This is a genomic window from Candidatus Thorarchaeota archaeon (assembly GCA_013388835.1).
Lineage (GTDB): Archaea > Asgardarchaeota > Thorarchaeia > Thorarchaeales > Thorarchaeaceae > JACAEL01.
Genome location: JACAEL010000018.1, coordinates 18,361 through 39,986, shown reverse-complemented (window position 1 = coordinate 39,986; position 21,626 = coordinate 18,361). Strand labels below are relative to the sequence as shown.

The 21,626-nt window shown below is 54.1% G+C and carries 19 protein-coding genes; 6 read left to right on the top strand and 13 right to left on the bottom strand.

Annotated features, from left to right (window positions below; genetic code table 11):
- Positions 1–110: 110 nt before the first annotated feature.
- Positions 111–1,553: a CoA-binding protein gene (locus HXY34_03715; GenBank protein ID NWF95228.1), complete on the top strand. Its 1,443-nt coding sequence runs from the start codon at positions 111–113 to the stop codon at positions 1,551–1,553.
- On the opposite strand, the gene HXY34_03710 is transcribed toward HXY34_03715, so the two are convergent.
- A complete protein-coding gene (locus tag HXY34_03710) occupies positions 1,548–1,958 on the bottom strand; it encodes a hypothetical protein (protein ID NWF95227.1) in 411 nt (136 codons plus the stop codon). The two genes, HXY34_03715 and HXY34_03710, sit on opposite strands and share 6 nt — an antisense overlap.
- A 395-nt stretch (positions 1,959–2,353) precedes the next feature.
- Entirely contained in the window at positions 2,354–3,820 is a 1,467-nt protein-coding gene (locus HXY34_03705) for a pyridoxal-phosphate dependent enzyme (GenBank protein ID NWF95226.1), read from the bottom strand.
- A 429-nt stretch (positions 3,821–4,249) separates the two neighbouring features.
- Here HXY34_03705 and HXY34_03700 point away from each other — a divergent pair, with 429 nt between their 5' ends.
- The gene (locus tag HXY34_03700) at positions 4,250–6,970 is read left to right on the top strand and encodes a pyruvate, phosphate dikinase (GenBank protein ID NWF95225.1); all 2,721 of its coding nucleotides are present in this window, start codon (positions 4,250–4,252) and stop codon (positions 6,968–6,970) included.
- A gap of 352 nt (positions 6,971–7,322) precedes the next feature.
- Positions 7,323–8,270, top strand: a complete 948-nt coding sequence (locus HXY34_03695; protein ID NWF95224.1) for an NAD-dependent epimerase/dehydratase family protein — start codon at positions 7,323–7,325, stop codon at positions 8,268–8,270.
- Between the two features lie 226 nt (positions 8,271–8,496).
- Here HXY34_03695 and HXY34_03690 read toward each other — a convergent pair whose 3' ends face one another.
- The 11 genes from HXY34_03690 to HXY34_03640 all read right to left on the bottom strand — a co-directional run bounded on the left by HXY34_03690 (position 8,497) and on the right by HXY34_03640 (position 18,829).
- A complete protein-coding gene (locus HXY34_03690; GenBank protein ID NWF95223.1) occupies positions 8,497–9,702 on the bottom strand; it encodes a threonine ammonia-lyase in 1,206 nt (401 codons plus the stop codon).
- A gap of 110 nt (positions 9,703–9,812) precedes the next feature.
- Positions 9,813–10,955 (bottom strand): saccharopine dehydrogenase NADP-binding domain-containing protein, encoded by a 1,143-nt coding sequence (locus HXY34_03685; GenBank protein NWF95222.1) that lies wholly within the window; start codon positions 10,953–10,955, stop codon positions 9,813–9,815.
- 290 nt (positions 10,956–11,245) lie between these two features.
- Entirely contained in the window at positions 11,246–13,150 is a 1,905-nt protein-coding gene (locus HXY34_03680; protein ID NWF95221.1) for a threonine--tRNA ligase, read from the bottom strand.
- A 357-nt stretch (positions 13,151–13,507) separates the two neighbouring features.
- A complete protein-coding gene (locus tag HXY34_03675) occupies positions 13,508–13,930 on the bottom strand; it encodes a DUF86 domain-containing protein (protein ID NWF95220.1) in 423 nt (140 codons plus the stop codon).
- Positions 13,927–14,364 carry a nucleotidyltransferase domain-containing protein gene (locus HXY34_03670; protein ID NWF95219.1) on the bottom strand — a complete coding sequence of 146 codons (438 nt, stop codon included), beginning with the start codon at positions 14,362–14,364 and terminating at the stop codon, positions 13,927–13,929. The genes HXY34_03675 and HXY34_03670 overlap by 4 nt, the downstream gene beginning before the upstream one ends.
- 148 nt (positions 14,365–14,512) lie before the next feature.
- Positions 14,513–14,944: a hypothetical protein gene (locus HXY34_03665; protein NWF95218.1), complete on the bottom strand. Its 432-nt coding sequence runs from the start codon at positions 14,942–14,944 to the stop codon at positions 14,513–14,515.
- Positions 14,945–15,090: 146 nt separating this feature from the next.
- On the bottom strand, positions 15,091–15,870 hold the full coding sequence (locus HXY34_03660) for a hypothetical protein (GenBank protein ID NWF95217.1): 780 nt from the start codon (positions 15,868–15,870) through the stop codon (positions 15,091–15,093).
- Between the two features lie 7 nt (positions 15,871–15,877).
- Positions 15,878–17,350, bottom strand: a complete 1,473-nt coding sequence (locus tag HXY34_03655) for a hypothetical protein (protein ID NWF95216.1) — start codon at positions 17,348–17,350, stop codon at positions 15,878–15,880.
- A 12-nt stretch (positions 17,351–17,362) separates the two neighbouring features.
- The gene (locus HXY34_03650) at positions 17,363–17,788 is read right to left on the bottom strand and encodes a hypothetical protein (protein NWF95215.1); all 426 of its coding nucleotides are present in this window, start codon (positions 17,786–17,788) and stop codon (positions 17,363–17,365) included.
- Positions 17,789–17,937: 149 nt separating this feature from the next.
- The gene (locus HXY34_03645; GenBank protein ID NWF95214.1) at positions 17,938–18,198 is read right to left on the bottom strand and encodes a hypothetical protein; all 261 of its coding nucleotides are present in this window, start codon (positions 18,196–18,198) and stop codon (positions 17,938–17,940) included.
- 85 nt (positions 18,199–18,283) lie between these two features.
- Positions 18,284–18,829: a GTP-binding protein gene (locus HXY34_03640; GenBank protein NWF95213.1), complete on the bottom strand. Its 546-nt coding sequence runs from the start codon at positions 18,827–18,829 to the stop codon at positions 18,284–18,286.
- Between the two features lie 473 nt (positions 18,830–19,302).
- Here HXY34_03640 and HXY34_03635 point away from each other — a divergent pair, with 473 nt between their 5' ends.
- The 3 genes from HXY34_03635 (at position 19,303) to HXY34_03625 (ending at position 21,487) form a co-directional block, all read left to right on the top strand.
- Positions 19,303–19,563: a hypothetical protein gene (locus HXY34_03635; protein NWF95212.1), complete on the top strand. Its 261-nt coding sequence runs from the start codon at positions 19,303–19,305 to the stop codon at positions 19,561–19,563.
- Between the two features lie 113 nt (positions 19,564–19,676).
- Positions 19,677–20,117, top strand: coding sequence for a hypothetical protein (locus HXY34_03630; protein NWF95211.1), 441 nt, complete (start codon positions 19,677–19,679; stop codon positions 20,115–20,117).
- A 2-nt stretch (positions 20,118–20,119) separates the two neighbouring features.
- Entirely contained in the window at positions 20,120–21,487 is a 1,368-nt protein-coding gene (locus HXY34_03625; protein NWF95210.1) for a hypothetical protein, read from the top strand.
- Positions 21,488–21,626: the final 139 nt, after the last annotated feature.

Below are 21,626 nucleotides of genomic sequence, written 5' to 3'. Positions count from 1 at the left end.
TAGCTCTCCCGAATCGGAGCTGGCACTGTCGGAAAAAGGTTGTGTTAACGCAAAGGACGCTACTCTTAAATGACGGTCTCTTGCCGGTGCCTCCGTTCGGAGACTTTGCGATGAGCGAACCAGCGCGTCCAACGATTGCTCAGATGCTTGACATCAAGTCTGTTGCCATCGTCGGGGTCTCTCCCAATATGGGCTACTACTGGGCGCACAGCATGCTGCAGTGGCAACACGACCTTCGCGTGTGGTTGGTGTCCAGGAACGGTGGCGAGGTGCTTGGTCACAGGATACTGGTAAGTGTCGAAGAGATCCCAGAGCCAATTGACTATGCGATAATTGCAGTACCCAACAAGTACGTGCCGCCTGTCCTAGAGCAGTGTGCAAAGAAGGGTGCACGGGGTGCAACGGTGTTCTCTAGCGGCTACTCGGAGCTCGGGACCGAAGAGGGAAGGGCACGCGAACGAGAGCTTGGTGCGGTGTCACGCAAATACGGGATACGCATTCTGGGTCCAAACTGCATGGGTCTCTGTTATCCCCGCCTCGGGTTTGCATTCATGCCCACCGTCAAGAGACTGGCAGGCAATGTGGGCTTCTTGTCGCAGTCTGGCGGGGTGGCTATCGCTGTATACACTGCTGGTGTGGAGTCGGGCATGGGTTTCAGCAAGCTGTTCTCATTCGGGAACCAGCTCGACATCACACCGCCGGAGATCATGGAGTACTTTCGCGAAGACCCTGAGACCCATGTGATTGGTGCTTACATAGAGGGCACAAAGGATGGTGTGTGGTTCCTCCGCTCGATGACCCAGCTTGCAGCGAAGAAACCGGCTGTGGTGCTCAAGGGAGGACGATCTGAAGAGGGCTCACGGGCTGCCTCATCCCACACCGGTGCTTTGGCTGGCGCATCAGACATCTGGAGTGCGGCGTTTCGACAGGCCAACGTACCGGTCGTTACAACGTTGGAGGACATGGTTGCCACACTCAGCGTGTTCTCCATGTGTCCACCACCACGGTCTAGGAACGTTGGCATGATTGCCATCAGCGGGGGAACGAGTGTCATATACACTGACCTCTGTATCGAGCATGGTCTCAGGGTACCGAAGACTTCTGAAGAGACCATCCGCCAGCTCAGACCACTCATCAAGGATGTGGGCACCGGGCTCAGCAACCCCATCGACCTTGCGGCTGACTACTATCAGGACCAGACCACCCGCGAAGTAATCCGAATTGTGGGCAATGAGCCAGGATTCGACTCAATCATCGTCGAGGCCGATGTGCACAATATACACCAGGTCGCCACCATAATGGGTGCCAACGACATCATAGATGGCTTCTGGAAGACACTGGCGAGAGAGTCCAAGCGCGTGATGCAAGAGCATCACAAGCCAGTGCTCATAGCAGTCCCGGAAATCGCCTACCCAGCACAGCGCGCGGAGGCGTGGAGCATATTCGTGGAGGCCGGAGTACCCGTCTTCAGGAACATCCGAGAGGCTGTGGGAGCCCTCACCAGAGTCTGTGATTACTATGAGACAAAGGGCCGTCGTCACTCACAGTCATAGAAAGACAACCCAGTTGACCAGTTCTGCAGATGGGTTCTGCTCCAGCAACAGTCTGCGATAGGTGTCGTTGCCAATGCTCACGAGGACTGACTTCTCGTCGTATGTAAAGCCGAGGAAGTCGATTGCCTTCTCAATGGGCTTTTTCCCGAACGCAATCATGGTCCCGCTGAGGAGGAATATGAATCCCATGAGTAGGGCAATATACCATAGCGGTAACACACCTGAGAGCCGTGCCTCATGAAAACCCGCCATCGTTCCAAAGACAAGAGCGGATGCAGAAATCCCAGTCAGGCAAGCGAACACTGACCTGTACCGCCACTCCCATTCGTCGGAGTGCTGGTGCTCCTCACACACAGGGACAACAAAGACCTTGGAAGGGGGGCCAATGACTTCATGTCTATGCATGGAGTAGACTGCGAGGACGCGATTGCCGTCAAGTCCTGTGTGCGTTGTTAGTCGCGGTCTTGTGCTGATGCGGACGCTGCATGTTGCAGGAGCACCGCAGACGGGACAAGTATTCGGGAAACGCACACAGTCGGAGCTGAGTCTGACTATTGGTTTCCTGAATGACTTCTTGTGCACTCAAGGTCATGCTCCTTGGTCATTGACTGTCTTGTGGTCGGGAAGACCTTGGATTAAATCTCCTACTATCCGTGCCAATGCTCTCACTGTCACGCCTTGCAACATCGCCGCAGTACTATACGCTTTCGTCCGTATCGCAATAGATCGCCTGAGATTCTCGACACGCCAACTGCTCCGAGACCTTTCAGCAATTCGGCATCCTTCGGAAGCTGTTCTTCCTAGAGCAAGCCCACCTTCTGATTGAACTGTACTATGAGTTCGTCAATGCGTGGTACCAGTCCTTGAATGCTTGACCAGTAGTTTGCATGGTCATACCACTGGCGGTTCAGCTCATCTGTGCTGAAACCATGTTGCTCGACCCAGCTGAAGTACTTGAGGTTGTGTATCCTCTTTCTCTCATGATACGTCAGCTCAAGCATATTGTCCGTCTTGACACCCAACATATGCCTGTGATAGTCCCTGATGCCATCCATCTTCGTGTAGCCTCCATGTCTTGAGGACATCTCTTTGAGCCTTGACCGATACATGTCAGCCGAGTCAGTGAAGACGGTCAGTATCACATCGTCTGGGCCCAGTTCATAGTACTGAGCAAACTTCACACTCATCAGAACGTTGGCGATGCTGGACATACCCAGCAGGTCAAGCTGACTGACAGTTCTATCCGCGACCCCCACGTCCTGCATGAGGTATGCCCTGCCCTCCGGCTCGTTGAAGAGTCTAAGGAGACTCACCACGTCGTCATCATCGATTGCAATCACCATGTCCGTGTTGCGGACATTATGATTGAACGGTATGTGCTTGTCACCTATGCCCTCGATTCGATGGGCTCCAAAGCCATTCTGTAGCATGGTCGGACACTGCAACGCCTCTCCCGCCGCAATCCTCGTAGTCGGGTAGACCTGCTTCATGTAGTCCCCACAACCGAGAGTGCCTGCCGACCCTGTCGTGAGACACACACCCTGAAACGTATCCTTTCCAAGTTCCTTTCCTAGTGTCTCCTCCATCGCATGGCCGGTGACGTCGTAGTGGAAGAGGTAGTTACCAAACTCACTGAACTGATTGAATACGAACACGTCCTCACGTGTCCTCTTCAGCTCTCTAACCGCATCGTATATCTCCTTGACATTGCTCTCCCCACCTGGGGTCTTGATTATCTCTCCGGCGACTGAGGCCAGCCAGTCGAATCTCTCTTGAGACATCTCCTCGGGCAGCAGAGCTATGCTCTCGCATGCAAGAAGTGAGGAGGTATAGGCGCCACCTCTGCAGTAGTTGCCTGTGCTTGGCCAGACTGCCTTGTGACGAGTTGGATCAAACTGCCCCGTGACAAGTGGGGGCACCAAGCAGCCAAAGGTTGCACCGACCTTGTGTGCTCCAGTGGGGAACCACTTCCCAACTAGCCCGATGATTCTTGCGTCGACACCACTCAACTCTGAAGGAATCTCAAGGTAGTTTGGAATGTCCCGGAAGCCGCCACCTCTTTCCACAGGTTCGTTCTTCCAAGTTATCCGGAAGAGGTTCTGTGGAACAATGTCCCAGAGTCCAATACTGCCCAGCTGGGTCCTGATTGCGCCAGGAATGGACTCGGGGTGTTTCATCTGTTCGAACGTCGGTATGATGATTCCTCTCTCCCGACAGCGTTTCACAGTCCGCTCGAGCTGCTTGGGTCTCACAGTCAGGTCTATCATGTGCGTCTTACCCTTCCGAATGGAGTCAGCGTCTTCAGCTGGGGTCAAGGGAGGGTCGTCCTTGACAAGAAAAGCGTTCTGCTTGCCGGTTGTCTTTCATTGTCAGCTAACATGAACGCCTGTTGCACCGATGTCTGCTTCCGGACTCCAAACACAATTCCCACTGCCACCGATTGCATGTGGGCCCGACGGTGTCGCTCTTCGGAGTCTGCAGTGGAGTGCAGCGACTGCGGTGGTGTCAGCCGCTTGGCTGTACAACAGAGTGACTGGACAGTCACATTAAAATCGAGATGCAAGGTGTAGACTATTGCTAAGGGTACGACTTCGCATCGGGGTCGTCCATGCGCTGTTTCCCAAGTCCGAAGAGTGCAGAGGTCAAGCCGTAACACCGCAAAGACCATGCATTCAGAGGCGTCGGAGTGGTTCTGAATGGCAAGGAAGTCTGTATACCGATTCGGTGCAGGTAAGGCTGATGGCAACGGCCAGATGAAAGAGGTCCTCGGCGGCAAGGGTGCATCTCTGGCAAGTGCCACCCTGCTTGGTCTGCCGGTGCCGCCCGGTTTCACGATATCTACTGAAGTCTGCAATGCGTACTTGCGGGAGGGGCAACTCCCAGAAGATGTGAAGCAGGAAGTGCTCGACGCTCTCAGGTGGGTGGAGAGCACAATGCAACGCAAATTCGGAGACCCCACGAACCCGTTGCTTGTTTCATGCCGCTCTGGAGCAAGAGAGAGCATGCCCGGGATGATGGAGACAGTACTGAATGTCGGTCTGACTTCAAAGACGATACCAGCACTCGTGGAGGTGACCGGCAACGAGTGGTTCGTCTATGACAGCTATCGACGACTCATGATGATGTACAGTGATGTCGTCATGGAGAAGGCCGAGGGGATTGAGCCCGAGGAGTCCGCAGGCGGAATAAGAGAGCAGCTTGAGTGGTTGATGTCGAAGAGGAAACGAGAGGCCGGTGTGAAGAACGACACGGAGCTGTCAGTGACTGACCTGAAGGCGCTGGTGGAGGAGTTCAGAGAGCGCATTCGGAAGGTGCTTGGAAAGGAGTTCCCCGATGACCCGTACGAACAACTGTGGGGCGCAATCACTGCTGTCTTCAAGAGCTGGAACGGAGCAAGAGCAGTCGCATATCGCAGGATTGAGAACATCCCGGACGATTGGGGCACTGCATGTACAGTGCAGAGCATGGTCTTTGGCAATCTGGGTGAGAACTCAGCCACAGGGGTGGCTTTCACGCGCAATCCTGCCACCGGGGAGAACCAGTTCTATGGCGAGTGTCTGTTCAATGCTCAGGGAGAGGATGTGGTTGCGGGGATTCGGACACCGAACCCAATCAACAATGCTAGCAGGACGGACCAGAACCGTGACCTTCCAACACTGGAGGATCGCATGCCCAGCGTCTACGCAGAACTGCTCGACATCAGGCGGCGTCTGGAGGAGCATACCAAGGACATGGTGGACTTGGAATTCACCGTGGAGGAGGGCCGTCTGTTTCTGATTCAGCACAGAGTGGGAAAGCGCACTGCAACGGCGGCCTTGAACATAGCTCTGGACATGCTGGAGAACAATGAGATTGACGATGCCACTGCGGTCATGCGGATTGCTCCTGAGCAGCTCGGACAGCTGCTGTATCCGATAATCGACCCTGAGGCGGAAAAGAAGGCAAAGGTGATTGCACGAGGGCTTCCTGCAGGACCGGGCGGAGCAGTGGGTGAGATCGTCTTCACATCCGAGGATGCTGTCGAGGCTGCGCGCAAGGGAAAGAGTGTTGTGCTGGTCCGTGAGGAGACCAACCCGGAAGACATAGAGGGAATGAGAGCCGCTGCGGCTCTCCTCACCGCAAGGGGCGGGATGACAAGTCATGCTGCTCTCGTGACTCGTGGCTGGGGTAAGTGCTGTATAGTCGGAGCCAGCGGACTTGAGATTGACCCCTTCGAAAAGCGGTTGATCATCGGCTCCAAGGTCTACAGAGAGGGCGACATTCTGACACTAAACGGGACACGGGGTCTGGTATATGAGGGACGAGTCAAGATGATCGACTCAACTCAGAACCCGCGTCTACAGAAGCTTATGGCTCTGATAGACCGTCACAGGACAATGGGTATCAGGGCCAATGCAGACAACCCTGCTGATGCGACAACCGCTCTTCGATTTGGGGCCGAGGGGATTGGGCTCTTCCGGACCGAGCATATGTTCTATGGAGAGGGCTCCGACGAGCCACTCTTTCTCCTCCGTAGAATGATTCTCAGCCAGACGAAACGTGAACGTCTTGACGCCCTCGCTGAGCTAGCTCCGTACATGAAGAATGACATCAAATCGACACTGAGTGTGATGGATGGTCTTCCTGTCACCATCCGGCTTCTGGACCCGCCGCTTCACGAGTTCGTGCCGCAGAGCCGTGTTGGACAGGAACGACTGGCTCACGCACTCGGCATAGACATCGAAGAGGTGAGGCGCCGAGGCGATGCATTACACGAGTCCAACCCAATGATGGGGCACAGAGGTGTGCGACTTGGAATCACATATCCTGAGATCTACGAGACTCAGGTTCGGGCAATACTGGAGGCTGCCACTGAGCTCATCAGGGAGGGTAAGAGGGTCAAGCTGGAGATCATGGTTCCAGTGGTAGTGGGTGCAGCGGAGCTCAAGGCGATGAAGATGATTGTCGACAGGGTGTACGAGCAGGTGCGGAGCGAGAGCGGCATTGATGTCGACTTTCTGTACGGCACGATGATAGAACTCCCACGTGCATGTATGCGAGCTGGTGACATGGCTGAGACTGCCGAGTTCTTTAGCTTCGGCACAAACGACCTGACCCAGATGGGTTTTGGGTTCAGTCGCGACGACATTGACACCTTCCTGCCTCAGTACCTGGATATGCATCTCTTGAGAAATGATCCATTCCAGAGCATTGACAAGCGAGGCATAGGCGGACTGATACAGATCGCCATTGAACGAGGAAGAGCGACTCGTCCGAACATCAAGATTGGTGTCTGTGGTGAGCATGGTGGCGACCCGCGTTCGGTGGAGTTCTTCTATCAGATTGGTATGGACTATGTGTCGTGTTCTCCCTATAGGCTGCCGATTGCACGGCTTGCAGCCGCCCAGGCTGCCATAAAGAAGAAGCGGAACGCATGAATGTGTGCATCTGCCTGCTCGGACAGCATTGAAACTGGCGGGCCGCGCGTTGTTGGCAGCCCGCCTTGTCCGATTCAGGAGATAGAATGGGCAGTTGGACCAGAGTAAGCAGGCGCTCTGACTATCAGCCACGCCACTTCTCAGGCGACTCTCACTGCCATGTCAGAGTATGCAGCAGTTGACTATTATTCTAATTGTGGAACAGGGCCGGTTACCATATCAACAGATGAAGTCGCGGACTGATCCTCACACGTAGCCTTTTTATCACCCTTTTTTTTCGGACTGGGCCAATACGGTCCCGGTCTGAAGACTGAGTCCGTTCTCAGCTCGTGACCGAACAATAGGTGGTCCAATGAAGAAGCGAATTCTGATAACTGGAAGCTACGGCCAGATTGGCACTGAGCTGGTTGGGGCCCTTAGAAAGCGCTATGGTGGTGACAACGTCGTTGCGACTGGCCGCAAGAAGCCACCGAAGGTCCTGACTGAGGATGGACCCTACTATCATCTTGATGTCCTTGACCTCAACGAGCTGCAGACCCTATGCGTGAACCTTGACATCGACATGATCATTCACAATGCTTCTGTTCTGTCTGCGACTGGCGAGAAGAACCCCCAGATGGCATACCGAACGAACATGGATGGTGCGTTCAACGTGCTTGAGACCGTACGAGAGCTGGGCCTCGAACGCGTGCTCATTCCGAGTTCGATTGCTGCCTTCGGTCCGAGCACGCCAAGGGAGAACACGCCCAACGACGTCATCATGAGGCCAACCACAATGTACGGCGTGACGAAGGTGGCCATCGAGCTGCTGGGAGAGTACTATGCCATTCGTTTTGGAGTCGACTTCCGCTCTCTCAGATATCCGGGGATCATCTCCTCTGAGTCGCTTCCTGGTGGCGGCACCACCGACTACGCAGTGGAGATCTTCTATGAGGCAATCAAGAACAAGCGATACAAGTGCTTCCTGAAGGACGATGCGAGACTGCCGATGATGTACATGCCGGACTGCATCAAGTCGACATACCAGCTCTTGGAGGCAGATGCCAGTCGCCTGAAGCATCGCAGCTTCAACGTCACTGCAGTGTCCTTCACGCCCGCCGAGTTGGCTGCACAGATAAAGGAGATAATACCTGAGTTCACGATAACTTACGAACCGGACTTTCGACAGAAGATTGCGGAGTCTTGGCCTGCATCTATCGACGACTCAGTGGCTCGTGCAGAGTGGGGGTGGGCACCCGATTTCGACCTGGCCAAGATGACAAAGGACATGATTGAGCGACTGTCCAAGCGTATCAAGTAGTCAAGTCGCGAGGCTACCACAGTCCTTGTGCGGGGCTTAGCAACGGACACTGGCAGCAGGACGAAGAGCGGGTGCCACATGCTCACAGTGTCCGGGAAGCCTTGGGGAGCGACTGATGTGAAGAATAGGATGAGTCATTGAACCGCCTCTTTCGGACCACACCATGTTGTTTCTGACAAGATGGCGCAGGTGTATTGGAACGGCGTACTCGCTTGACCGCTGTTCGCTAGTCCTCATACACCTCGAAGTGCATACCATGCTCGTCAAGCGTGTTCAGTAGTCTTTGAAGTGCGCTCCGGTCGGGGACCTCGACAGACATGAGGAGCTCCGCTCTGTTGGGCGGAATGAACGGATCGCTCCTGTCATGTCTGATGTCGATGACACTCACGCCCGACTCCGCGACAACCGTGAGAACCTTGTTCAGACTTCCCACCCTGTCGAGTATGGACCCTCTGAGTCGCACGCACCTTCCTAGTCGGACAAGCTCCTTGTCCACAATCTTTGACATCATGCTCATGTCGATGTTTCCCCCCGACAGTACGGCTACCGCGACCTTGCCCCTGACATCAACCTTTCCGAATTGCATTGCAGTGAGACCCACACAACCTGCTGGCTCCACCACTATCTTGCTGCGTTCTAACAGAAGAAACAGAGTCCTTGAGACCTCCAGCTCCTCGACGGTCACGACCCCGTCGAGCCTGTCTTTTGCAATCTCAAGTGTGAGTGGACCCGGCTTCTTCACCGCAATCCCGTCACATATGGTGTCGATGTCGCCGACCATCAAAGGTCTTCCTTCTCTGAGCGAAGCGAGCATGGACGGCGCGCTTGCCGCCTCAACGCCGAACACACACACGTCCGGTCTCTCATGCTTGATGGCAATTGCGATGCCGGTTGATAGTCCTCCACCGCCCACAGGGACTGCTACCACCTGTACATTCGGGACTTCGTCAAGTATCTCAAGTCCAATCGTCCCTTGGCCAGCAATCACGTTCAGGTCGTTGAATGGATGGATGAACGTCGCCCCAGTCTTCTTTGCAATCTCCGTCGCTTCCGCCAGGGCATCATCAAAGGAGACCCCATGAAGTATGACATTGGCACCGTACGACTTCGTGGCCTGTATCTTGGCGATGGGCGAGATGACAGGCATGACTATCGTGCATGCAATGCCGAGTTTGGATGCGGCAAGAGCAACGCCCTGCGCATGGTTACCCGCCGACGCAGCTATGACCCCTGCGCTCTTTTGCTTCTGTGTCAGCTGCGAGATAGCGTATGTGGCGCCTCTCACCTTGAACGACCCGGTCCTCTGCATGTTCTCCAGTTTCAGGAAGACCTCCCCACCGGTTATCTCGCTGAATGCTCCAGACCTGTCCACTGGAGTCCTCTTCGCAATGCCCTTCAGCACTTCCCGTGCGTGCTGGATTCTCCTGTACATGTCTTCGTAGTCAATCATGCTGGTCGTCTCGGAGTGCTTACTCACAGGTGATGACGCAGATGAAGCCGCAAAATCAAGCTTCCCTGTGCAGGCTCATTTCATGACCTGTGTCAAAACACCCGCTTCTTGATGTCTATCCCACGTCTGCGCAGCTCCTCGATGAAGGAATCCGGGGGTATGCTTAGTTCCGGGGGAAGGACTCCGCGCTCCTTTATTGTACCATCTGCAGTCATTGCGGTAGCGATTGCCTGTGAGAAGGATGTTGTCCTCATCATGGACGTGAGTCCTGTGGTGTCATCGAAGTAGTCAATGACTTCCATCTCGATGTTCCTTGACTCCGTCCCCTTCCATCCTTGGACTATGACTCGAATAAGAGTCACATCCTTGCCCGTGGCAGGCAGATTCCTCTCCAGCAATCGCTCTAGAATCCTCCTTGGTGCCACCTTGACTCCGTCAAAGTCCTGTTCCGTGCTGTCCATGAACCCGAGCTTCATCAGGCACCACATCTTGTGACCATGACCCGGATACCTGATGGTCTTGTAGTCAAGGCTCTTGACCCGGCCCTCATATGTGATGGGGAGTGTCGAGGACCCGCCACTGGTGTTGAACGCCTCCAGTGTGCCGAAGGGCTGGGGAAAGACTATCTGTTCGAATCCGACGAGGGGTTCCTCAAACACGATCTTTCCGTCGCGGAGAACCATGCACGGCTCGACGTATTCGTTTATGAGACCCTCCACGGAGAATATGAGCGAGTAGTTCAGGGGCGGCCTTGGTTCCTGCTGAAGCCCTCCCACTCGTATCTTGACGACCTCCACCTTGTCAAGGTAGTCTATCCCGGCCCGGGCAAGCACATTGGTCATGCCGGGCGCGAGACCACAGTCAGGAATCACTGTGACGCCTGCTGACTTGGCCCTGTCGTGCAGCTCAAGCTGTTTCCTGACGATGTGAAGATTCCCACCCAAGTCTGTCATGTGCACACCAGCTTCGATTGCCAGCTTCGTGTGCAGCAAGTTGACAGTGTAGCTCACACAGCTTGCTACTGCATCCACTTTCGAGAAGAGCTTCTTCAGCTGAGCTTCGCTTCGTGCATCGACGGTTTCAGCTGTTGCCTTCGGTCCTATCCACTTGGCCAGTGCCCCTGCTTGGTCCTGCCGAATGTCCGCAATCACAATCTCTTCAACATCGTCGTTTCGGGCCAGGTCATAGGCCACACCTCTGCCCATCTGTCCTGCTCCCAAGACAAGACACTTCATTCGTACTCGCTCCTTGTAGTACAATCCAATGCCAAGGCCAACTAAAAACAGTTCCTACTGACCTGTGGAACAACTGACCGAATCTGGAACAGCTGCCGACAAGCTGCACATCTGCAGACATGTCGTGAATGCCTCGAGTCAAGGCTAGGGAACATCTCAATCGGGTTCGCGCGACTCTTCAACTGATATCAGGGCGCGACCACAGGATCTTTGACCAGGGGTGACAAGACACGTGTGTCTTGCTCTGTGTGTATCTGAGTTGACGAACCGGACCTCACAAGGGAGTGGTTCTACACTTCTCTTGAGAAGATCGGCTGTTTCGATATCAGCGAGGGCATCAGAAGCCGCTGCTTAGGAGCAAACGCAGTCTTTGTGGATATCTCCTTCACGAGTTCCGAGACCTTCATCTCTGTCTGTTCGCCCGTCTCTCTCTTCCTCACGGTCAGAATCCCGTTCGCCTTCTCGTTCTCGCCGACAACACAGATGTAAGGTATCCAGAGCTTCTCAGCAGCACGCACCTTCTTGCCCACTGTAAGAGTCCTGTCGTCTACTTCGTACCTGATTCCAGCCTTCATCAATTCCTCGCCGATACCCATGCAGTACTCGATCATACCGTCATCTACTGGCAGCAGTCTGACTTGGACCGGAGTCATCCAGAGAGGCAGTTTGGGCTTCTTTCCTCTCTTCTTGTCTTTGTGTGCCTGTTCGAGGACGCCATACAGCACTCTCTCGACCGATCCTGAGGGCGAGGTGTGCATTATCAGAGGGTGCTTCTCTTTGCCTCTCTCGTCCACGTAGACTATATTGAAGCGTTCACCATTCTCAACGTCAATCTGCATGGTTGCGAGGCATGCGGACTTCTGCTGGTCATCAACAACATTCCATTCTCCCTTGAAGACGAAGTACGCATACCGCTCCTCGAACACTTCCAGCATGACTGGCTTGCCGATGAACTTGACTACCGCGTTGATGAAGTCCCGGTTCTCATCAAGGAAGGACCTCAGGACTCTGAAGGCGACCTCGTAATCCACCTCAAGCTCATCCATCAGCTTCTTGATGAATCTCAGCTGCTTCATTGAGGACTCCTTGGCCATGGCAAAGTCCGAGACTATCTCATGAATGTCTGGCATGGTGAATGCCCGGGGTCGTCTCATCCCTGCCAGCTCGCCGCTCTGTTCCCTCCGGTATGACGGAGCGATCTCGAAGAGCTTCAGAGGAAGCTGCTTGTAGCTGATGAGCGACTGCGAGGCGAGTAGGAACTGGCCAAAGCACGCGGCAAACCTCGCAAAGTAGTTCTGCTCTCCTGACCTGACAATGTACTGTCTTGATGGAAAGCGCTGCATGTATGACTTGAGCGCCGGGTGAGCGTAGTCATAGATCAGTGGAGTCTGGACCATGTGTGCGCCGTAGTCAAGCATCTCAGCTGTGACTCTCTCTTCGATGGCTCTCTTCAGTGTGAAGCCTCTCGGAGGCCACCGAAAGTTGCCCGCGTCTGAACCGGGCTCGTAGTCCACGAGTTCGAGGTTCTTCATCAGTTCAATGTGCGGAGGTGGCTCGCTCACGGTCCTATCCTTGGCGGTCTCGTATTTGACGTATATGCGAAGCTCCTCGTAGCCAGTGTAGTCAAACTTGTCGTGGTCTGTAAGTTTGCCATCTGGCTCCATTATGTAGAACCTTGACGACGCCTTCTCTTCAGCCTTGAGCGCAGTAAGGTCTTCACCCGGGGCCGCCTCCTGTTCCCTGACGCCCTCTTTCGGTTTCTCTTTCAGTGTGGTCACGTCTAGTGTCTTTGACCTCTCCGCGAGAGGATGTCCCTTGCAATGGATTGTGAAGGCCTTGTACCAGCCGAATGGGACTCTGTATACAGTGTAGTCCCGCTCCTTCAGTATTCTCTCGACGTTCTTCAGCAGCTTCAGGGCAACACTTGGCTGAGAGGGTCGTTCGGTCAGGTGCACCCATGGGTATACAACGATGTTCTTTTCGCTGACCTCTTGTGCTGCGGAGTCAATCATGTCTGCTGTGAGCTGCGATGCTCTTTCCAAATCGGTCTCGTCCGAGGCCTCAGATGCGATGAAGTTCACGAGACATGAAGCGTCGGTCGAGTAGTTCTTGGACTCTGTCTCCTCTGCGTTCTTGATTGCCTTCCTCTTTACCTCGAATGAGAAACCATCAGAGTGTATCTGGAGCATTCGCAATGAAGTGACCTCGGAGCGGTCTGCCCCCATTCAACACTTAACTTTGGCGTTTGACTCACTCTATCGTACCTTCACTGGCCCCTGCCGCGCCCAATGCAGCACCAGCATCAGTCAGTATTGCTGAGGACTCCCGATGACGGAGAGCGGGACTGCCGCTCCCGCTATCTTCAGGATGTCATCGATTGTGCAGCCGTTTATCTTTAGTTGGACAAAGTTAGACACAGGAGTCTTGTCACTCCCAGAAACGATACTGGGGTCACTCCTTGAGGTCTCATGATGTGTCAGGCCGACCTCAAGCTCTCCATCTCGACATGGACGTATGTGAACTCCACTCAGTAAAGTCCATGATTGTCCAACTCATGGGCGGCTGCTGCATACCCTCGTGATTAGAGCTGCAACCTTCTTCAAGAAGGTCAGGCGTCGCTGAAGTGTTTCGCACATATAGGAGAGATTCACAGCGGAGTAGGTGTGTACGTGCAGGTTTCGAAATCGGGCCATCTCGACTAGGTCGTTCTCAAGCTCCGCAGGGAGGTGCCCGGCACGGCAGAGCAGCTGAAACACCTCAGCTCGGGTTTCAGGTGTCTTCTGCTTTCCCCGCCTCAGCATGTAATTGCCGATATCTGTGAGACACTCGATTACAACCTGAAAGTTTCGCAGAGCAGAATCGCGAAGCGTGTACTTGGCCAAGAAGTCTTCCTTCTTAGCCAATGCAATCTCTCCGAGCTTCCTGAGTGCTTCTTGGAGAAAGAGGACTCGGGACTTGAGCTCGGAATCACTCACTGTGCCGCACCCTCTTCCAGTGATGCTCTGGCTGCACGAAACTGCTCCTCCAAGAAGGGCAGATAGTCGTAGTACTCAGAAAGCACCTTCACGACGAAGTCCTCGTACTCACCCTCGTCCTGCACTACAATAGGAACGCACGCACGGATGACGTTGAACCGCATCGCGGGATTGGCCCCGTTCAGGACAACCACATCGACATCCTCGGTCTTAAGCCCTCTCTCCAGCAACACACCCAGTTTCAGAGCTGCCCGAGGACCATCTCTCTTGTAGACTGAACGGCCAATGTAGACCGCAACATCGATGTCGCTGAGAGGACCAGCTGTGGTAGACGCTTGCGAGCCGAAGAGAAGCAGAAAGCGGATTGACTCATCCATCTCTCCTTTCAGGGTGTACCTTATCTTCTCTGCGAGCTCCATCGACCGTGATCCCACTCGCTAGGACCGCCCAACACGCCATTAGCATTTGCCCTCTTCGCTTTCCAATGCTGTGCAACAGCAGACTCGTAGTGGAACGACCCCAAACTACACTGGCTAGGGCGCTTGCATGACGCTGACTTGTGATGCCGGCGACCAGCGAGCGCTAGATGTGGCGTTGAACGCTCAGCGTTTCATGCACGCGCATCAACCACTCCGATGCATCCACGTCCGACTCGCAGAAGGTCCAGACACGGCATCTGACACTCTTTCCCCCGTGAGACTGCGCCATCTCAATCCTCACGCCCAAGTGCTTCTTCGAGTCAGCTGAGCGGCCCCACCCGGCCACCTCCGCCCTGAGCAGACCATCAGAGTACCATGACACATCGCTCACCATGTGAAGATTCAGTCGATCGAGGAGGAACTTGGCTTGCATCACCATCTCTTCATGTGGGATTTCTTGGGCAACAAACGATATGCTCCTGGCTGCTAATGACTGCACCAAGCGAGGGAACTCCTCTCGCTCAATCCTATCAGGAGTCCATTGGTCTGAGTACTCTGCTGTTCTCCGTCGAGAGGCTCGAGCTTTGCGTTTCATACTCGTCACCTACTGCCTCCAGAGCACCTGATATCCATTATGCAGGAGGTCAGTCGATGCGCACGACATCTGGTCGTGTCACGGTCGAGGCAGGATGACTTCCTTATTCTGACTCATGTCGTCTGCAAGGTGTCAGGCACTCTGAACTACGAGCACTTAGACGATGATGAAACCCCGCCGCTGCCGATGGTCTTTCCTGTGGTGGTTGCCGGGCCCTCTGGCCCTGGTGTCAAGTCTGCCCTTGCGTGCATGAACTGACGGGCGTAGTGTCCTAGAATGTAGAGCACGGGGGCACCTGTATTGAACTCAAGCAGGCTGTCAAACAGCAAGTCGAACAAGCTGAAGTTACGGACTCCCACGATCAGCAGGGTCGATTCCATCGAAAAGTGCACAAACACCCCGACTGCGAAGATGAACACGACTCTTTGAAATGTGAGTCCAATCTTTCCCCTCTGCGCTAATGCGAGCAGTACAAGATACTCGACAGCTACTGCGACCGCCTGAATGCCGCGCTGTGCAGTCATAATCCGGGCGATAGAGATCTGGGCATCGTCCATGGGAATGAGCTGAGAAGCAAGCCCTATTGCGAGCCATCCCACATAAAGCAGTGCCGAGAAGAAGATGATTTCGTTCCTGTCAGGCTGCTCTGTCAGTATCAGTGTGACATAGGAGAACTGGACCATCCCATAGGTGAATGAGAAGTACAGCAGAAACGTGAATGGGTTCAACCATGTCGGCAGTTCATAGAAGACCCTTGTGTGAAGCAGGGAGTACCAAATACCATAGTCGAAGATGAGATAGACCACGAAGCCCATCAGACCGAATACAATGGGCAGTCGTCTGTTCTTCCTCCAGAGAATCAGCATCCACACGGCTGTTAAGCCAATGTCGAAATAGATGAAGTCTAGGTCGAATGTTCGCATCACGACGCTTTCAATCTGCAGTGTTTGCACCTTCGTGTCTATTACTTGAAACGGACTGGGGATTGATAGTGCGAGCTGGCCCTCGTACTCTAGGCTCCAGTCTTCCAGTAAGACCCAACCACATCAGGAGGTATGGTGCTGAAGCCAGTGCATATCCTGCATGGAGGCCCTCCATGGAGGCAAAGACTGCAGTCATGTGAATCATTATCACCGCAAGGACTCCGACTGCTAGGCAGAGCGGCTTGGAGGAGCCTGCCGCTCCCGTTCTTCTCATGTTTCTCCACACCAAGAGGTAGAATATCGAGGGTGTAATGAACAGGATGACTAGGGGCACGGCCATGAATGCACCCTCTGTAATCAAGTACAACGTGGAATCAGGGTAATTAGCAGACGCAAGAACTATTGCTGGGACTGCTATGAGAAATGGGAACGCGCCGAGTGTCCTATGGCCTGCGGCATTGATAGCCACGCTTGAGAAGAGTGCAAACGCCATCATTGTTCCGATTAGTTCGATATGCAGTCCGAGTGCAGTCGGCATTGCCCCCGACATTGCTAGCACTCCGAACATGTGTGAACCGGACAGGAGTCCGAATGAGAGGGTCAACGCAAGTGTAGGGGTTTGTCTTGACTGACGCCATCGACCGTAGAGGTACGCGGCTGTGGCAGACGATACCATGACCGCCAAACCTGCGAAGCCGGCATAGATTGACTGTGGAAAGATAACTCCGTAGCCCATGCCTTCGAGTGCAGCGACAATCATGACTGGTCCGGAGAAACTGGCACCGTAGCCAAACAGCTCCAGTGAAACATCCTGCTCTGGCACGAGAAACGCGAAGGTCACCATTGCAGGTCCCATCAGTGAGAAGAAGTAGGCAATCATGTTTAGCGGAGCCGTGGCGATGGGCCCCGTGTACAACCCTGGCAGAGCAAGCAGTTGCACCGTTAGAGCAAATCCGAGTGCTGTGGAAGTGCCTCGCCTGTTACTGTATGCTATCCATAAGAATACTGCAGACACAAAGGTTAGGGTCACTGACCGGATCAGTGAGCCTGCAAAGAAGTACATGTCCGCCACGGGGTCTGAACCTGACTGGAGAGTCAGCACAATCGCTGCAGCAAGCAGAACTGCGCATATGCCGCTTACTGCAGTGGCCCCAATCAAGGGGTAACGCCTCTTTAGTACCATGCTTCCAGACAATCCGAGCAGGATGAGCTCTGCCAATAAGAAGAGATACAGCAAGTAGTACTCCTTGACGAGCAGTACCACTCCAAACCTGCTCTCGTAGGAGGTGAGGATGTACCCCACTCCGAGCGACAGGAATGCCATGGCAATGACAATCAGCGGGCGGAATGCGCTCTTCGTTTCTGGTTCTGCCAGCCGTGACTTCCTGATACTATACAGGACGATCGTCAGCGCCGCAACGATATTGGCTGCCCCAAAGTACAGGTTTCCCATCTCATACACTGCACTTGGCGTTACCTGCATTGCTAATCACCTTCAGAAGACCGACTTGGCCCAGTCGCTGGCCGCTCTCTTTGCATGCTCCAACTCTTTTCGAGACCAGTCGAGGAGGCTCTCTCTCATTTCCTCAGGAAGACTGTGGTCTGACGGCACGATTTGGGACACCCTGTCTACTAACACCTGATCGAACGCCACCCCCTCTTCCGAAGAGAGAATCTGTGCGATGGTGCTGTTCTCTCTTGCCGCCATCTCGTCGTCGTCAGAGTGCAAGGTGACGACATAGTTGTCCTTTGCACGGCTGACTATCATCTTCATCTTCCCCATCTTGACTTCGCTCAACTCATTGCTGGCAATCTTCTTCGCAAACATCTGGACTGCACTTACGAAGCCGCCAAACGCCGAAGTGTCCATGCCAAGTCTGTCCATTCCCACTGAGGCGAGGGTTTCCCCTTGCTGGCTCATCAGAAAGGCACCATGCATATTCGCTGTCCCCGCAAGTCTGTACTTCATTGTCCAAATACCAGTTGGTCCCGACTGATAACTGGATGGATTCGACTGATGCATGACGAATAATAAGATTATTTGTGTCGCTGTTGCCCTGGTCTGCAAGGCTAGAGCGTTTCGAACCATCCCTTGGCCCGTTCGACGGCATCCTTCGTCCCTTCCGACACGGAAAGAGCAGTCTGCACATCGACAACTCGAAGGTCTCTATCCACGAAGACTACAAGAGCGTGTCCTCTCGTGCATTTGGCTGTCACGGGTGTTGGAAACCTCTTTGCGGCTTGAATCTTCTCGTCATCGACTTCCATCATTACCTGCTTCCCATCTGGACAGGCTGGGCACCTGAATGGTGCAAGGCTTACTCGCGTCAATACTATCCCTTCCTTCGATGACGCCACAGAGCCCTATCCGAACTCTGTAGCGTGACCACGTTTGTCATTCGACCAACTTCTGATGTCATCGCAGCCTCTGTGCTACCAGAGCTGCTGCTGCATTGAACATGTCCTCTACTCCTGTGCCATTCTTGGCTGAGACAAAGAAGTGTCGCGCACCGTACTTGGCAGCGAACTCCATCGCCTGCGACTCTGTGACGGAGCCATCTCCCCTCTCGTCCGTCTTGTTGCCTACTATGAAGACTGGACAGTCCGGAACACTCTCATGAAGACGCCGAATCCAGTCTTCCAATCGATATAGGGTGTAGGGCGTAGGTACCTCGTACACAGCGATGGCCAGTAGGGCCCCAACAAAGTAACTTGAAACGACCTCCTGAAATCGCGGTTGGCCTCCGAGATCCCATATGAGGAGCGTGACCTCCTTGCCTTCGAGCTTGACCTTCTTGGATGCGAAGTTCACTCCAATGGTCATCTTCATTTTCTCGTCGAACCGGTCCTCTGTGTATCTGACAGCAAGGCTAGTCTTCCCGACGCCACCCTCGCCTATTAGCACTGTCTTGCCCACTGGTCCTCGCACACTGGACTTCATCTTGAGTCTCGTGTACGTCATGCATGACCCATATGAAACTTGCTGGTGGTAGTCATCCCGCAGTCTGCTTGGATCTGTCATGTTGGGCCAGAAACCCACGGCCGAACTATCAATCGCGCAAAGACTCGTCGAGGTCTGATGACGTAATGAGACGTCTCCATGCCTCCCTCGCACATCATGCGACGGAGCACCTGACTTTCAACACGACTGCTGTCTGCCTAACACCGTTCCGCAGATGAGGTTGACAGGCACTTGGCCGCCCTCGGTCTCATCGGATCACATTGCTCAGCAGTAGTACTTGGCAGCACCGTTCACAACTGTACTCTCGTTAGAGGTCTATGGCGCCAGTTGCCTTCGATACTGGTCACAGGACACAATGAACGACTGATGTCGATTCCGGACATGATGTTCTTGTTACGAGGAAAGGATAAGTACTTAATATCACCCCTCCCCTCAGTACAGCGAATCGGCGATTAGAATCGAGGAGACCCACCTTGGGAAAAAGGACACTGAAACCTGTACCTTGTCCCGGATGCAAGGACGGCACGAGGATTCGCATTGAGATTGAAGAAGATCTCGTGCTGAGTGCGAAGAAGCATCCAGTCATGGTCGCTGCAAAGTGCGAGAACGGTCACTCGATTGTGGCGTATGTTGACGCACGGTTCGAGATACGTGATGTGGAACTGGCAGCTGAGGCTTCAACCATTGATGAAGAGAGTGTTCAGAAGACTAAGCGTTGGCTCGACTCTTTGTAACCGGAGGATGATTGAAACGAACAGCTGCCTTTCAGTGTTTTTGGACAAGAGCGGCATGGCTGCCCATATCCAGGATAAAAGGGCCGAATCGCTGCACATCTGGATGTGGTAACATGGAAGGGATCTTCGTCATCGATGATGCTGGCATTACTAGAGCGTCGGTTGGATTCGAGCACCTGAAGGGCGACGCAATGCTATTCGGCGGGTTTCTCTCAGCTCTGCAGATCTTCGTGAAGCATGTATCAGGCGATGAAGTGCGCGAGTTGAAGTTTGGTGAGCTGCAACTCCTGATGAGCAGAATCAATGATGGCTACGTTGTGACTCTGCACACTGTTGCGGATACCAAGGCGGAAACAAGGCATAGGGCTGTTGTGCGAATGCTCTCGGAGAAGGTTGGTCCCATTGATGATGGCTTCGTCTGCTTGCTGAAGGACCTGATGGCAATCGGGGATGAGGCTTCGGAAATGGCGAAGCAGGAGTTGTTCAAGTGGTCGAAGTCGACACTGGACGAGATACGTGAAAAGGCGAAGGAATGGGGAGAGAAGGTGTTCTAGAGATGTCCACATGGTTTGGTCACACTGAACTCTATCTGGGTGCGGCTGTAATTGTCGCTGCTGGTACTATTGCATATTACACTCGGATGAAGAGACTGGGGCTCTCTACTGAAGAGAAGAGGCCATTCGCGGTGCTCTACTATATCGCGGCCAGCTACGCGTTCTTCGGTTTCGTAGTGCTCAACTCGGCTTACCGCGACGTGTTTCTCAGTCTGACCTTTGACAGAACCTCCGTGTGGATAGGCGTGCTGATCGAGGGTGTCTTGCTCGCCTTGGCAGTGCTTCTGATAACCGGGCAGACCCGACGGTACACAGCTCCGCTGACTGTCTATGCTCTTGTGACATGGGCGTCCTTTTATTATGGAGTGGCCCTGAGCATCTTCTTCCTCGAGGCAGTAGGAGTCGTCTTTCTGGTCCTGCTCCTCCTATCGGTAGGGATTCTGTTCGGTTACGTGGCCCGCGAAACCAAACGTCCAACCAGCTTTGCTATTGCTGCTGCGGTCTTTGCTCAGATTCCTTACGTTCTCAGATTCTTTCACAGTCTTGGTGAACCAATGGACCTCTCGATGATATACCCGGCAGTGCTCGGTGCCGGCATGGTCATCTTCTCGTTTCTTAACACCGAACAAGACTTGTCTCTGGAACTCATCGGTTACGGAGCCAGTCTGGCAAGCCCAGTCATTGCTGTGAGCCTTATCCAGTGGGGTGGTGTATGGGCCGAACCAGTAGTGGCCATACTTGTCGGCATCAGCTCTCTGGGAGCGGCCATGGCGACAGGAACAGCCGCGTACCTGTATGGTCGCTGGAGAAAGAATCACTCCGCTGCAACACTGATGCTGATAGTCGCCCTTTCAGCAGTGGCCTCTGACCAGCTCATAGGCACTCTGGCAAGCAGAGGGCTGGTAAGTCAAATCAATACCACCTACTTTAGCATGGCAAGTGGCATGGTGTTCATGACCATGTTTGCAATGACTGCTCTTCTTGCTGCAGGCTGGAGGAATACTGTCCTGGTGCCGCCCATCCTGATTACTCCTGCGGCCATCTACCTCTACCTTGCCTATCCCGCTGACCCGTGGTCACTGACTGACATCCTGACCGTGTTGGGCATCTCATTCATCCTGGTCCTTGTCATCCCTGTAGTGGTCTTCCTCAGGGCATGGTGGCTCACAAGGACTGAGGGAGGAGCACCCTACAGAGCCCTTTCACTCACCCTCGGGATTCTTCTCTATACTGTGGTCAAGGCGGTGAACCTCGACCCAGTCTATTCCTATCCGATTCTGACCATCGGCATCGGGCTGTTCTGGTCCGGCCTGACCGGTCGCTTGGACAGATGGCTGGGTAAGGCGGCGCCTGGGCAGGGCAGCGGATGATGGGCAGGTAGTCGTTGGTACTTCAGTCCAACGACGTCGTCAATCGTTCGATGTGCACAGATGAAGACCGTGACGGCGGGCGTCTGAACGCGTGAGCACCCGGCCAGCTCAGCGTGGCGTCCGGCGTGCAAGGATGAGA

Bases quoted from the DNA above. Each gene is read 5' to 3' on its own strand.
- HXY34_03710 (NWF95227.1), bottom strand. From the start codon at position 1,958: ATGCATAGACATGAAGTCATTGGCCCCCCTTCCAAGGTCTTTGTTGTC.
- HXY34_03625 (NWF95210.1), top strand. From the start codon at position 20,120: ATGTCCACATGGTTTGGTCACACTGAACTCTATCTGGGTGCGGCTGTA.
- HXY34_03700 (NWF95225.1), top strand. From the start codon at position 4,250: ATGGCAAGGAAGTCTGTATACCGATTCGGTGCAGGTAAGGCTGATGGC.
- HXY34_03685 (NWF95222.1), bottom strand. From the start codon at position 10,955: ATGAAGTGTCTTGTCTTGGGAGCAGGACAGATGGGCAGAGGTGTGGCC.
- HXY34_03650 (NWF95215.1), bottom strand. From the start codon at position 17,788: ATGAGCCAGCAAGGGGAAACCCTCGCCTCAGTGGGAATGGACAGACTT.
- HXY34_03715 (NWF95228.1), top strand. From the start codon at position 111: ATGAGCGAACCAGCGCGTCCAACGATTGCTCAGATGCTTGACATCAAG.
- HXY34_03655 (NWF95216.1), bottom strand. From the start codon at position 17,350: ATGCAGGTAACGCCAAGTGCAGTGTATGAGATGGGAAACCTGTACTTT.
- HXY34_03630 (NWF95211.1), top strand. From the start codon at position 19,677: ATGGAAGGGATCTTCGTCATCGATGATGCTGGCATTACTAGAGCGTCG.
- HXY34_03695 (NWF95224.1), top strand. From the start codon at position 7,323: ATGAAGAAGCGAATTCTGATAACTGGAAGCTACGGCCAGATTGGCACT.
- HXY34_03705 (NWF95226.1), bottom strand. From the start codon at position 3,820: ATGATAGACCTGACTGTGAGACCCAAGCAGCTCGAGCGGACTGTGAAA.
- HXY34_03665 (NWF95218.1), bottom strand. From the start codon at position 14,944: ATGAAACGCAAAGCTCGAGCCTCTCGACGGAGAACAGCAGAGTACTCA.
- HXY34_03690 (NWF95223.1), bottom strand. From the start codon at position 9,702: ATGTACAGGAGAATCCAGCACGCACGGGAAGTGCTGAAGGGCATTGCG.
- HXY34_03640 (NWF95213.1), bottom strand. From the start codon at position 18,829: ATGACGTACACGAGACTCAAGATGAAGTCCAGTGTGCGAGGACCAGTG.